This window comes from Streptomyces sp. NPDC006512, from assembly GCF_040611935.1.
Taxonomy (GTDB): Bacteria; Actinomycetota; Actinomycetes; order Streptomycetales; family Streptomycetaceae; genus Streptomyces.
Genome location: NZ_JBEXPG010000002.1, coordinates 134,549 through 148,069 on the forward strand (window position 1 = coordinate 134,549; position 13,521 = coordinate 148,069).

The 13,521-nt window shown below is 74.7% G+C and carries 7 protein-coding genes; 2 read left to right on the top strand and 5 right to left on the bottom strand.

What is annotated here, in order from left to right:
• Nucleotides 1-19: 19 nt before the first annotated feature.
• The 4 genes from ABZZ17_RS01905 to ABZZ17_RS01920 form a co-directional block, all read right to left on the bottom strand.
• On the bottom strand, nucleotides 20-1,663 hold the full coding sequence (locus ABZZ17_RS01905) for a serine/threonine-protein kinase (protein WP_356870924.1): 1,644 nt from the start codon (nucleotides 1,661-1,663) through the stop codon (nucleotides 20-22).
• A 125-nt stretch (nucleotides 1,664-1,788) separates the two neighbouring features.
• Entirely contained in the window at nucleotides 1,789-4,740 is a 2,952-nt protein-coding gene (locus tag ABZZ17_RS01910; RefSeq protein ID WP_356870925.1) for a serine/threonine protein kinase, read from the bottom strand.
• 92 nt (nucleotides 4,741-4,832) lie between these two features.
• Complete coding sequence (locus ABZZ17_RS01915) at nucleotides 4,833-7,181, bottom strand: serine/threonine-protein kinase (protein ID WP_356870927.1); 2,349 nt, start codon at nucleotides 7,179-7,181, stop codon at nucleotides 4,833-4,835.
• A gap of 1,187 nt (nucleotides 7,182-8,368) precedes the next feature.
• Nucleotides 8,369-10,075 carry a glycerol-3-phosphate dehydrogenase/oxidase gene (locus ABZZ17_RS01920; protein WP_356870929.1) on the bottom strand — a complete coding sequence of 569 codons (1,707 nt, stop codon included), beginning with the start codon at nucleotides 10,073-10,075 and terminating at the stop codon, nucleotides 8,369-8,371.
• A 288-nt stretch (nucleotides 10,076-10,363) separates the two neighbouring features.
• On the opposite strand from ABZZ17_RS01920, the gene ABZZ17_RS01925 reads away from it, so the two are divergent.
• Both ABZZ17_RS01925 and ABZZ17_RS01930 read left to right on the top strand, forming a co-directional pair.
• Nucleotides 10,364-11,593, top strand: coding sequence for a nucleotide sugar dehydrogenase (locus tag ABZZ17_RS01925; RefSeq protein WP_356870931.1), 1,230 nt, complete (start codon nucleotides 10,364-10,366; stop codon nucleotides 11,591-11,593).
• 190 nt (nucleotides 11,594-11,783) lie between these two features.
• Entirely contained in the window at nucleotides 11,784-12,284 is a 501-nt protein-coding gene (locus ABZZ17_RS01930; RefSeq protein ID WP_356870932.1) for a hypothetical protein, read from the top strand.
• A 77-nt stretch (nucleotides 12,285-12,361) separates the two neighbouring features.
• Here ABZZ17_RS01930 and ABZZ17_RS01935 read toward each other — a convergent pair whose 3' ends face one another.
• Nucleotides 12,362-13,486 carry a GuaB3 family IMP dehydrogenase-related protein gene (locus ABZZ17_RS01935; RefSeq protein ID WP_356870934.1) on the bottom strand — a complete coding sequence of 375 codons (1,125 nt, stop codon included), beginning with the start codon at nucleotides 13,484-13,486 and terminating at the stop codon, nucleotides 12,362-12,364.
• Nucleotides 13,487-13,521: the final 35 nt, after the last annotated feature.

Sequence of the window (13,521 nt, forward strand, 5' to 3'; positions counted from 1 at the left end):
TGGCTGCGGTGTGGCGCGATCAGCCCTTCTTGGGAGCCGCCTGCCAGCCGGTGAGCACCGTGTCGAACTGCTGGCGCATCTTCGTCCAGTCCGCCGCCGGCCCGGCCATGTACACCGCGTACTCGACGCCGTCCGGGGTGACGTACATCTGCTCGATGGCCCGGCGCGGTCCGGGGTACTCCACCTTCTCGGTCCAGGTGAAGTCCCACAGGGCCCCCAGGGCCGTGTCCCGGAAGCTGTTCTGGCGCAGGATCTCGCGCTTGTAGTCCATGCGCTCCTTGACCTGCCGCTCCATGTCGAGGACGTGCATGTACGGGTTCGGGTAGTCCGGGGTCGGGTCGATGGCGATCCGCAGCACGTGGCGGCCGTTGTCGGGGGTGTAGTCGATCTGGGTGCCGTTCATCTGGCGCCGCCAGCCGTCCGGGACGAAGAGGGTGAACCCCTCCGGATCCTGGACCCTGCTCCAGCCCGTGGGCACCGGCCTGGTCGCGGCGTCGCCGCCCGACGCCGGCACGCCGGGGGAACTGGACTGCGACGCCGTTCCGCCCTTGTCCCCGGCCTCGCCCTCGCCCCGGCCGTCGAGGTAGGTCAGCACGCCGAAGACCCCGCCGCCGCCCAGCAGCGCCGCCACCACGGCCACGACGGCCGCCCGCTTGAGCCGGCCCGGCCCGGACGCGGCGGGCGCGGCCGGGGGCTCGGTGAGTGCGGTGGTCGCGGTGGGACCGGCCGGCGGCTCCGGCTGGGCCTCCGGCTGGGCCGCGTCGCTCCCGAGGGGGTCGCGCTCCTCGGGGGTCACCGCGCGGGTGGGCACGTACGCATGGGCGGACTTGGGCTCCCGGCCCTCCATCGCCTCCAGCAGCATCTGCTCGGCCTCGGCCGCCGAGGGGCGCTCGGCGGGGTCCTTGCGCAGCAGCGCGGTGATGACGGGGCCCAGGGCGCCGGACTGGCGCAGGGCGGGCGGCTCGTCGTTCACGACGGCCTGGAGGCTGGAGATGGGCGACGTGCGGCGGAAGGGCGAGAGGGCCTCGACGGCCGTGTAGAGGGTGGCACCGAGGGACCACAGGTCGGAGGACGGGTCGGGGACCCCGCCGGTGACCCGCTCCGGGGCCAGGTAGTCGATGGAGCCGACGAGTTCGCCGGTCCGGGTGATGGACGAGTCGCCCTCGATCGCGGCGATGCCGAAGTCGGTCAGCAGAACCCGGCCGTCCTTGGCGAGCAGCACGTTGCCCGGCTTGACGTCCCGGTGCAGCACGCCGACCGCGTGCGCGGCGCGCAGCGCGCCCAGCACGTGCAGCCCGATCCGGGCCGCCTCGCGGGGCTCGATGCGGCCGGCCGCCTTCGCGGCCTCGGCCAGGGAGGGGCCGTCGATGTACTCCATGACGATCCACGGCCGGTCGTCGTGTTCCAGTACGTCGTGGACGGTGACGACCGCCGGATGCTGGATCCGCGCGGCGGCCCGCGCCTCCTTCTGGGTGCGGGCGTGCAGGACCTCACGGTCGGCCTGGGCCACGTACAGACCCGCCGTCAGTTCCTTGACCGCCACGGTCCGGTGCAGCAGCTCGTCGTGCGCGCGCCACACCCTGCCCATGCCGCCGCGGCCGATGGGCTCCACGAGCCGGTACCGGCCTGCGAGCACCGCACCCGCGCCTGTCTGCTGTTCCACGAAACCCCGCCGCTCTGTGCACTTCGGGCCAGATTACGGAGCATGCGGCCGGTGCCGTAACCGCGCGGGGGCGGTGAGACAGCACTGTGACGCAATTGCCGTATTGACAGACCGTCAGGCTCTTGTCAACCCCCGGACCGGTAACTCGCCGTGGCCTTGTCGAAGACGTCGGCGACCTTGTCCTGATTGTCCTCCGGACCCGTCACCATGACGATGTGGTACTTGCCGCCCAGCGCGACGACGAAGTTGCGGGCGAACAGGGACCGGCCCGCCGCGTCGATCCACGTGTACCGGCCGGTGACGCGCAGTTGCTGGCCCACCTTCGTGGACTTCACGTCGCCGCCGGAGGCCCAGGTCGAATTGCGGTACGGGGCCAGTTCCGGCTCCTTGTCCTTCTGGTAACCCACCGGATCCGGGTCGCGGCCCTCCACCGGGTCCCGGCCGGGCACCACGATCAGGGTGAACTGGCCCTGGACGTACCGCACCTGCCCGGCCTCGTTGATCGTCTGCCGTTCCCAGCCGTCGGGGACGGCGATCGAGAAGTGCGCGGGGTCCTGCTGGACGGTGTACCCCTGCGGCGCGGGCGGGTCCGTCTGCCCGGCGGGCTTGGACTCGGGGGTCCCCGAGGGGGTCCGGCCGGGCGCCGGCTGGGAGGCGGCGGGCTGGGAGGGGGCCGGGGCGGAGGGCTTCGGGCTCTGGGCGGCGGTGGGCTCCTGCCCCCCGGCCTGCGGATCACCCGACCGGGGCATGAACAGCATCGCGTACGCCACCGCCCCGGCGAGGACGGCCAGGATGCCGACGAGCAGGGTCCGGCCGAGGGCGCGCGGCTTGCGGGGGGCGGCGGGGTTGCGGTGGCGCCCGTGCAGTTCGCCGCGGCGGCGCGGGACGGGCAGCCGGGCGGGGTCGGCTTCCGGCATCGGGAGCACGCCGAGGTCGCCGTCGGGCTCGGGCGCGGAGCGGACGAGCGAGCGCAGCCAGCCGCGGAGCTCCTCGAAGTCGGGGCGTTCGGTGGGGTCCTGGCGCAGCAGCGACTCCACGACCGGGCGCAGGGGGCCGCACTCCTCGGCGAAGGCGGGGGCCTCGGCGCACACCATCTCGACGAGTTCCGCGACGCTGTCCTCGGGGTACGGGGCGTGGCCCTGGACGGCGCGGTACAGCAGCGCGCCGAGCGCCCAGAGGTCGGTGGCGGGGCCGACGGGCGCGGCGAGCTGCCAGTGGCCGTGTACGGGGCCCGCCTGCTCGGGCGCCCACCGCTCGGTGACGGCCCCGACGACGGCCATCCGCGTCTGCCGCGCCCGCTCGGCGTCCAGCCCGCTCCGCGGCCCGCCCCCACCCCATCCCCCGCTGCCCGGAGCCCTGCCGGGGGCCGCGACGCCCTCGGGACGCACCTGTCCGCCCGATCCGCCCGGAAGGCCGGCGCCGGGACCGCCGGTGCGGGCGACGGCCGCTCCCGGGGCGGCGCCGAACGCCGGGGTTCTGGGGTGGCCGGGGGCGGGAGTGCCGGGTACGCGGGCGCCGGGAAGGCCGATGGCCGGGGCGCCGGGTGCGTGCGCGCCGGGGCGGCCGGTGCCGGGGGCGTCCGGGCCGCCGGGGGCGTCCGTACCCGTGGCGCCGGGGCGCTGGCGGGCCGGGTCCAGGGCCGGGCCCGGGCGGGCGGGCGCGTTCGGGGAATCGGCCTGCCGGTAGCCCTGCGGGAGCGCGAGCTGGGCGGGCAGCGCGGGCCGCGCCGGTTCGTCCGCCGGGGCCTGCGGATCCGGGTGCGGGGGCTCCGGGGGCGCGAGCTCCAGGTGTGCGGGCTCCTGCCGGCCGGGCTCCTGCCGGCCGGGCTCCGGGTGGCCGGGCTCCGGGTGCGCGGGCTCCTCACCGGGCGCGGTCGCCGGCCGGCGGCGCGGGGTGGCGCCGTGCCAGGGCGTGGCGGCGGCGCCGTCCGGGCCGCCGTACGGGTACGCGTACCCCTGCGGCAGGTTGGCCCCCGTCGGCCGTACCGGCGGCAGCCCGCCCGGGAACTCCGCGGCCCCGCGCTCCTCGGCCACCTTCGCCGCGGCGGCCCGCGCCCCGGCCCGGTAGGCGGCGATGGTCCCGGCGCGGGCGGCGGCCTGGAGGTCGGCGCCGTCCTGCGGCGGCTGCGCGCGCTGCGGGGTGATGTGGTCGGTGTACCGCGGCCCGGTGTCGTACCCCGGGGCGACCAGCGGCGCGTACGAGGGACCGGGCGCCGGCGACTGCGCCGCGTACCCGGAACCCGGCACCGGCCGCTCCGGCTCGTACCCGGCACCCGGCTCCGGGGAGTCCGGCACGTACCCGGGACCGGGCTCCGGCGCCTGGGACGGACCCGGCTCCGGCGCCTCGGGCGCGAGCAGGTACCCCGGCACCCCGGGCACGTGCCCGGGGCCCGGCTCCAGCTCGTACCCCGAACCCGACTCCGGCCGCGCGTACGGAGAGTCCGGCTCCGGCCGCGGTGCGCCCCAGCCGGTGCCCGGTTCCGCGGCGTCCTCCGCGTCCGGGCGCGGCACGGGGTCGTACCCGCACAGCGCCTCCTCGGCGGCGCCCGCCGCCAGCCCCGTCAGGACGACGCGGCCGTCATCGCATATCAGCACCGTCCGGACGGTGATGTTCCGGTGCGTCCAGCCGTGCGCGTGCAGCACCCGCAGCGCGGTCAGCACGTCGGAGGCCACCTCCGCCGCCCGGTACGGGCTCAGCGGTTCCTCGGCGATCAGCGCGGCCAGCGGCCTCGCGGAGACGAGTTCGCTCACTATCCACAGCGAGCCGCCCTCCGCGAACACGTCGAAGACCTGGTCCAGGCGCGCGTGGTCCGGTACGGACGCGGCCGCCTGCGCGGCGGCGATCGCCCGCCGCACCGCGGGCAGTTCACCCTCCCGGTGCCCCCGCGCGGACTGCGCCCCGTACGTGCCGTCGAGCAGCTCCGCGTCCACGACCTCCGGTAACGGCACCTGCCGGACCAGGACTTCCTGCCCGCTGCGGGTGTCGAAGGCCCGGGTCTCGATCAGCTCGTACTCGTCGGACGGCGGCAGCGGCAGACGGTAGCGGTCGGCCAGGATCCGGCCCGCGTAGTCCTCCACATCGCCTCCCCCGAGTGCGTCGGGCCCCCCATGGCCCCCGTCGACACGATACGACGCTCAGGCCGCCCGCGTCCCGGGCCTGGCAAGGCTCGTCAGCCGAGTACCTGGAACGATTCGAACGCGGTGTTGCGCAGCTGGGTGCATTCGGCGCCGTCCCACTGGTCGGCGACGCAGCTGATCATGATGGCGTAGCCGTGCGTGGCGTCCACCTTGAAGCCCCGGTTGAGCACCCGGACCTTGACGCCCTGCTGCTCGCGCTCGAACTCCCAGTCGGCGACGGTCGGGTAGCCGCGGTAGTCCACCGTGTCCAGGCGGAGGAGGCGGTAGTTCTTGCTGCTGCCCGACACGGAGGGGGCGAGCTGGGCCCAGGCGAGACGGGCGTCGTCCTTCGGCTTGCCGCCGAAGTCGACCTGGATCCGCGGGAAGCCGCCGTCGCGGCTGTATATGCCGCCGGAGTTGTCGCCGGCTATGCCGGTCTGGTGGAAGCCCTCGGGCATCGCCATGGCGAACCGGAACCGGGGTTCCGTCAGCATGGCGAATCCGGCGGGCAGTCCGCCGGGGCCGCCCGGGCTGGCGCCCTGGCCCTGGCCCTGCCCTTGGTTCTGACCCTGGCCCTGCCCCTGGCTCTGACCCTGGCTCTGACCCTGACCGGGGTCCGTGCTCGCGCCGCCGCTCGGGGCTCCGCTCGGGCTGCCGCTGGGCTGGCCGTCCGGTGCGGGAGCGCTCGCGGACCCGCTCGGGGCGGTGCCGCCCGCGCCCGCGCCGGGGGACGCGCCGGGTGAGGGGCTGCCGGAGGAGACCGGACCCGGCCCGCCCTTGCCCTCGTCCTTGCGACCGCCCTCGTCGTCCCCGCGGACCGCGTAGACGATGAGCGAGCCGATCACGGCGAGGATCACGACGACGCCGGCTATCGCGAGCACGATGGTGCGGCGCGACATCACGTCGGTGAGCGACGCCGGCACGGGAGCCGGCCGGGACGCGGGGGCCTCGGCGGCGGAAGCGGCCGCCGCCGTGGCCGCGGCCTCCGCGGCCGCCGCCTTGCGGGCCGACTTCAGTGCGGCACGGGTCCGTTCGCGCTGCTCGCGCTCGCGCCGCTCACGTTCCTTCTTCGCCGCCCGGTCCGCCTTCTCCGCCGCCTTCTCGGCGGCCTTCTCCGCGGCCCCGTCCGACTTGGAGAGGGAGATCGGGCGGGTCTCCTCCACGGCCGGGACGGGTACGGGGACGGGCGCCGGCTCGGGGGCGTTGAGCACCGAGGTCAGCATCGCGCGGGCCTGGTCGTCGTCGAGGCGCCGGGCCGGGTCCTTGACCAGCAGCCCGTAGATGACCTCGGTCAGCGGACCGGCGTTCTGCGGCGGGTCGACCGGCTCGGTCATCACCGCGGTGAGGGTGGCGAGCGCGGAGCCCTTGTCGTACGGGGGCACGCCCTCGACCGCCGCGTACAGCAGGCCGCCGAGGGACCACATGTCGGCGGGCGGGCCCGGCTTCTGGCCGCGGGCGCGCTCGGGAGAGATGTACGAGGGGGCGCCGACGAGCATGCCGGTGGAGGTGATGGAGGGGTCGCCCTCGACCTGCGCGATGCCGAAGTCCGTGAGGACGACGCGGCCGCTGCCGGCGATGAGCACGTTGGACGGCTTCACGTCGCGGTGCAGGATCCCCTGGTGGTGCGCGGCGCGCAGGACGTCGAGCACCGCGAGTCCGACCTCGGCGGCGCGGTGCGGGGTGAGCGGGCCGTTCTCGCGCACGAACTCGGCGAGCGAGGCGCCCTCGATGAGCTCCATGACGATCCAGGGGCGGGCGTCCTCGTCGACCACGTCGAAGACGGTGACGGCGCCCGCGCTGCGGATACGGGCGATCGCCTTCGCCTCGCGGAGGGTACGGGTGATGAGGCGGCGCTTCTCGTCCTCGTCGACGCCGCTGCCGAAGCGGAGTTCCTTGACGGCCACCGTCCGGCCGAGGACCTCGTCCTCGGCGCGCCACACGGTGCCCATGCCGCCCTTGCCGAGCACGGCTCCGAGCCGGTACCGCCCGGCGAGCAGCCGCCCTTGGTCCTTACCGCTGCCCTGGCCGCTGCCCTGGCCGCTGCCCTGGCCGGGCGCCTGACCGGAACCCGCCCTGCCCTTGCCCTGGCCGGGCGTACCCGGGGAGGAGGCGGCCTTGCCCGTGCCGGGCGCCGCCGGGGAGGCGGGCTCGCCCGTACCGCTGCCCGGACCGGGGTCGGTGGCACCGGCCTTGGCTACGTCGTCGCCCCTGCCGGACGGCTGCGGGGAGGCGGCCTGGGCCGCGCCGGGCGACGCGGCACCGGGGGTCTGACCCTCGGCCCCGCCGCCCTGCTTCGGCTTGACCACGGACACGCCCTTGCGGCCGCGCGCCGCAGCCCCGTCACCCTCCTGCTTCGCCCCGACGGCGGCAGCCGGATCCGACGTCGCCCCCTCAACCGGCACGTCCCCGGCAACCGCAGGTGCGTCGTCAGCCTTCCGCGTCACCCCAGACCCGCCGTCAACGGCGGCAGCCGGACCCGGCTTCGCGTCCTCAACCGGCACGTCCCCAACGGCCGCAGGTGCGTCGTCAGCCTTCCGCTTCGCACCGGACCCGGTGTCGACCGCGCCGGCCGGAGCCGCCTTCGCGTCCTCAACCGGCACGTCCCCGGCGGCTACGGGTGCGGCGTCGTCCTTCTGCTTCGCACCGGACCCGGCGTCAGCCGGATCCGCGTCGTCGACCGGCTTGCCCGTAGCGGCAGCAGACGCGTCGTCGGTCGCGGCTTCGGCAGCGCTCGGCTTCGTCTTCACGGGCACGGTCTTGCCTGAGGCAGCGGCAGCCGCAGGTGCGGCAGCCGGAGCCGGCTTCGCGTCCTCGGCCGCGCCCTTGGCGGCGGCCGGCTGTGCGTCCTCGGCCGGCGCGCCCTTAGGGGCCGCAGGCGCTTGCGCGTCGGTCTTCCGCTTCGCTGCGGAACCGGCCCCGGCGGCGGGCTTCTTCGTGTCCGGCTCCGCGCCGTCCACGGGGGTCGCGGGGGCGTCGGCCCCGGCCGGTCCCGCACCCTTGGGCACGGCGGCACCCGGCTTCGCCTCATCCGCCCCCGGGGCAACGGCCCCGGCGCCCGGCTTCGCGCCACCCCGGCCCGGGGCGGTCGCCCCGGTGCCCGGCTTCGCGGCGCCGCCCCGGCCCGGGGCGACCGGCCTGGTGGCCGGCTTCGCGCCGCCCGCACCCGCGCCGGCGGACCCCGCGCGGGGCTTCCTGCCCGTGGTGCGGGATCCGGTGCGGGATCCGGACCTCGGGGCGGGTACGCCCTGGGCGGCTTCGCGTTCGGCGCCCGCCGCGGGACCCGGCTCCGCGTCCGGCGAGGACCCCGGCAGGGACCCTCGCGCCGTCGCGGACTCGGTCCCGGGCGATTCCGACACCGCCGGAGACGCAGCCTCGTCCGCGCCATCCAGCTTCGCCGCAGGCGCCCCGGCGGGCGACTCGGTGTGCTCCGGCTTCGACATGCGTCCCCTCTGCGATCGTGCAGCCTGCCCCGGCTGCCCCGGCAGCCGCCAGGGGGCACGGTAACCCGCCCCGGCAGAAACCTCATTGTTGCTCACTCCGCAACGGACGGGCGCCCCGGGTCTGCGGTTCCGCCTTCCGCATCGCGGAGTTACAACGGAACGATGTCGGGCGCCCCCAGCCGCGCCGCGTCCGCCGTCTGGTCGTCCGGCTGGCGCTGCGACTCCCGTTCCGCCTGTACCCGCTTTTCGTAGTGCTCCACTTCCTTCTCGATCTGCTGCTTGTCCCACCCCAGCACCGGAGCCATCAATTCCGCGCACTCGCGCGCCGATCGCGTCCCCCGGTCGAACGTCTCGATCGAGATCCGGGTCCGCCGGGTCAGCACGTCGTCCAGGTGCCGGGCCCCCTCGTGCGAGGCCGCGTACACGATCTCCGCCCGCAGGTAGTCGTCCGCCCCGGACACCGGCTCGCCCAGCCCCGGATCCGCCGCGATGAGATCGAGCAGTTCCTCCGTCAGCGAGCCGTACCGGTTCAACAGGTGCTCCACCCGCACGACGTGAAGCCCCGTCCGGGCGGCGATCCGGGCCCGGCCGTTCCACAGGGCCCGGTAGCCCTCCGCCCCCACCAGCGGCACGTCCTCCGTGACGCAGTCCGCCACCCGCTGGTCCAGCCCGTGCACCGCCTCGTCGACCGCGTCCTTCGCCATGACCCGGTACGTCGTGTACTTGCCGCCCGCCACCACCACGAGCCCCGGCACCGGATGCGCCACCGTGTGCTCGCGCGACAGCTTGCTCGTCGCGTCCGACTCCCCGGCCAGCAGCGGCCGCAGGCCCGCGTAGACGCCCTGGACGTCGTCGCGCGTCAGGGGCACGGCCAGCACCGAGTTCACGTGCTCCAGCAGGTAGTCGATGTCCGCGCTGGACGCCGCCGGATGCGCCTTGTCGAGGTCCCAGTCCGTGTCCGTCGTCCCCACGATCCAGTGCCGCCCCCACGGGATCACGAACAGCACCGACTTCTCGGTCCGCAGGATCAGCCCGGTGCTCGAATGGATCCGGTCCTTCGGTACGACCAGATGGATGCCCTTCGAGGCCCGGACGTGGAACTGCCCGCGCTCGCCGATCAGCGCCTGCGTGTCGTCCGTCCACACCCCGGTGGCGTTCACGACCTGCTTCGCGCGGATCTCGTACTCGCCGCCGCCCTCCACGTCCCGCACCCGCGCGCCGACCACCCGTTCGCCCTCGCGCAGGAAGCCGACCACCCTCGCCCGGTTGGCGCACTGCGCCCCGTAAGCGGAGGCGGTCCGCACCAGCGTGGCGACGTAGCGGGCGTCGTCCATCTGGGCGTCGTAGTACTGGAGGGCGCCCACCAGGGCGTCCTTGCGCAGGGCCGGTGCGATGCGCAGGGCCCGTTTGCGCGAGAGGTGCCGGTGCGTGGGCAGGCCGCGGCCGTGTCCGCTGGAGACCGACATGGCGTCGTAGAGGGCGACGCCCGAGCCGGCGTAGAGGCGCTCCCAGCCCTTGTGCTGGAGGGGGTACAGGAACGGCACCGGTTTGACCAGGTGCGGGGCGAGCCGCTCCAGCAGCAGGCCGCGCTCCTTCAGGGCCTCCCGTACGAGGGCGAAGTCGAGCATCTCCAGATAGCGGAGCCCGCCGTGGATGAGCTTGCTCGACCTGCTCGACGTGCCGGAGGCCCAGTCCCGCGCCTCCACCAGCCCCGTCGACAGGCCCCGGGTCACGGCGTCCAGCGCGGTGCCGGCGCCGACCACGCCCGCGCCCACGACCAGGACGTCCAGTTCCCGTTCGGCCATCCGGGCGAGCGCCTCGGCGCGCTGTGCCGGTCCCAGTGTCGCTGTCCTCACGGCTGCCTCCCGTTGGTGCGGACCGTACCCGCTCGGCGCGGGCCGTATCCGCTCGGTGCGGGCGGTCCCGCCCACGTCCCCCGTTCACGATTCTGACCGGCCGCACCCACATCAGCCACCGCCTGTGGACAACACAACGGCGACCACCACCCCAGAATGCGACATATCTGTCATATATACGCCTAGTCTGACATAGCGCCAGCTCCTGTCGGGCTCGGGACCCCCGTTGTCCACCGGACGAGCAAGCACCGCCCCCTCACGTCAGGGAAAGGGAAGGGACGGCCCCCCATGCCCGCAGATCTCGCCGTCATCGGACTCGGCCACCTCGGCCTCCCCCTCGCCCAGGCGGCCGTCGCCGCCGGAATCGAGACCGTCGGCTACGACAGCGGTCCGGCCACGGACAGCACCCTCACCGCCGCCGAGATCCGCCGCATGTCGGCGGCCGGCTTCCGGATCACCACCAACCCCGCCGAGCTCGGCCGGGTCCGCACCGCCGTCATCTGCGCCCCCACCCAGCTCGGCGCCGACCGCGCGCTCGACCTCTCCGCCGTCGGCGAGGCCGGCCACACCCTCGCGGCCCGGCTGCGCCCGCACACCACCGTGATCCTGGAGTCCGCCGCCCACCCGGGCGTCACCGAGGACTACCTGCGGCCGATCCTCGAAGAGGGGTCCGGGCTGCGCGCCGGCCGCGACTTCCACCTGGCCTACTCCCCCAGCCGCCTCGACCCGGGCAACCGCACCCACGGCATCGCCAACACCCCCAAGGTCATCGGCGGCCTCACCCCCGCCTGCACCGAGTCCGCGCACGCCTTCTACGCCCGGCTGACGGAGAAGGTGGTCCGCGCCCGCGGCCTGCGCGAGGCCGAGACCGTGCAGCTCCTGGAGACGAACTACCGGCACGTGAACATCGCCCTCATGAACGAGATGGCGGTCCTGTGCCACGACCTCGGCGTCGACCTGTGGGACGTCATCCGCTGCGCCGAAACCAAGCCCTACGGCTTCCAGGCCTTCCGGCCCGGCCCCGGAGTCGGCGGCCACGGCGTCCCCCTCGACCCCAACTACCTCCCCCACACCACCCGCACCCCGGGTCACCCGCTCCGCATGATCGGCCTGGCCCAGGAGATCAACAACCGGATGCCGCAGTACGTCATCCAGCGCTCCGCCACCCTGCTGAACGAGCACGGCAAATCCGCCCGCGGCGCCCGGGTCCTGCTCCTCGGGGTCACCTACAAGCCGGACCTCGCCGACCAGGAGGGCTCCCCGGCCCGCGAGATCGCCAGCCGCCTCATCGACCTCGGGGCCCTGATCAGCTACCACGACCCCTACATCACCGGCTGGCGGGTCCGGGACCGGCCCGTCCCGCGCGCCGAATCGCTGTACGAGGCGGCCGCCAACGCCGACCTGACGATCCTGCTCCAGCACCACCGCACGTACGACCTGCAAGGTCTCGCCGTGAAGGCCCAGCTGCTCCTCGACACCCGGGGCGCCAGCCCGGCCGGTGCGGCCCACCGGCTCTGAACCGACACCCCGCCGATCCGTTCAGATCACGGCACGATCCCTATCCGGTCACGTCCTGCCCCGACTCGGTCGGGCGCGTGAAATACCCCCGTGCGATGTCAGTGCTCCCTGTTAGCCTGCGGCGTCACTTATCACGCGCTTATGACCGAAGGACCCACGCGCGTACGAATCCCTGGGGGGGGATTTCCGAATGTCCCAGAGCTACCAGACGCCCACGTCCGTGTCCCGCGCCACCGCGCCCACCGCTTCGACCGCCGCGACGCCGTTCCCGGCCGCCGTCCCGCGCGGCCTCGGCCTCGGCCTCGCCGCCGCCTTCGCGACCGCCCTGACCGGGGCCGTCGCGTACAGCGCCATCGGTTACTCCATCGACCGCCAGGCGAGCTACGCCGCCGTCGCCGTCGGCCTGCTCGTCGGCCTCGCCGCGGGGAAGGCCGGCGGGCGCAGCCCGCTGCTGCCCGTCGTGAGCGCGGTCCTCTCGCTCGGCGCCCTCCACCTCGGCCAGCTGCTCTTCATCGCCTTCGTCATCGCCGACGTGAACGCGGCCGGGCTGACCGAGGTCCTCGCCGACCAGGGCATCGGCGGCCTGGCCGGCATCTGGCGGAAGTCCGCCGAGGTGACGGACTACGCCTTCCCGGTGATCGGCGCCGCCCTCGCCTTCGGAGCGGCCAGGAAGGCCGGCGCCGCCGGCTGACCCGTACGAGCGCAACGCCGGAGGGCCGGCACCCCGAGCGGGGTGCCGGCCCTCCGGCGTACGTACGGAAAAGGCGGTCAGCGGCGGTGCTGCGAGTCCGCGACCGTGACCTCGACCCGCTGGAACTCCTTGAGCTCGCTGTAGCCGGTGGTGGCCATCGAGCGGCGCAGCGCGCCGAAGATGTTCATCGAGCCGTCCGGGGTGTGCGACGGGCCGGTGAGGATCTCTTCGGTGGTGCCGACCGTGCCGAGGTCGACCTTCTTGCCGCGCGGCACGTCCTCGTGGACGGCCTCCATGCCCCAGTGGTTGCCCTTGCCGGGCGCGTCGGTGGCACGGGCCAGCGGGGAGCCCATCATCACCGCGTCGGCGCCGCAGGCGACGGCCTTCGGGATGTCGCCGGACCAGCCGACACCGCCGTCGGCGATGACGTGCACGTAGCGGCCGCCGGACTCGTCCATGTAGTCGCGGCGGGCCGCGGCCACGTCCGCGACGGCGGTGGCCATCGGGACCTGGATGCCGAGCACGTTGCGCGTGGTGTGCGCGGCGCCGCCGCCGAAGCCGACCAGGACGCCCGCGGCGCCGGTGCGCATCAGGTGCAGGGCCGCGGTGTAGGTGGCGCAGCCGCCCACGATGACCGGGACGTCGAGCTCGTAGATGAACTGCTTGAGGTTCAGCGGCTCGGCGGCGCCCGACACGTGCTCGGCGGAGACCGTGGTCCCGCGGATCACGAAGATGTCCACGCCCGCGTCGACGACGGCCTTGGAGAACTCGGCGGTGCGCTGCGGGGAGAGCGCGGCGGCGGTGACGACGCCCGAGTCGCGCACCTCCTTGATGCGCCGGCGGATCAGGTCCGCCTGGATCGGCGCGGAGTAGATCTCCTGGAGGCGGCGGGTCGCGGCCTCCTCGTCGAGCTCCGTGATCTCGTCCAGCAGCGGCTGCGGGTCCTCGTAGCGGGTCCACAGGCCTTCGAGGTTCAGCACGCCGAGGCCGCCGAGCTCGCCGATGCGGATCGCCGTCTGCGGGGAGACGACCGAGTCCATGGGGGCGGCCAGGAAGGGGAGCTCGAAGCGGTACGCGTCGATCTGCCAGGCGATCGAGACCTCCTTCGGGTCCCGGGTACGCCGGCTCGGGACGATGGCGATGTCGTCGAACGCGTACGCCCTGCGGCCGCGCTTGCCGCGCCCGATCTCGATCTCAGTCACGTGTGGTGGCCTTTCCTCTGGGTCTGCCCGTCCAG

Excerpts from the sequence above, each read along its gene's own strand:
- ABZZ17_RS01930 (WP_356870932.1), top strand. The coding sequence starts at position 11,784 with ATGTCCCAGAGCTACCAGACGCCCACGTCCGTGTCCCGCGCCACCGCG.
- ABZZ17_RS01925 (WP_356870931.1), top strand. The coding sequence starts at position 10,364 with ATGCCCGCAGATCTCGCCGTCATCGGACTCGGCCACCTCGGCCTCCCC.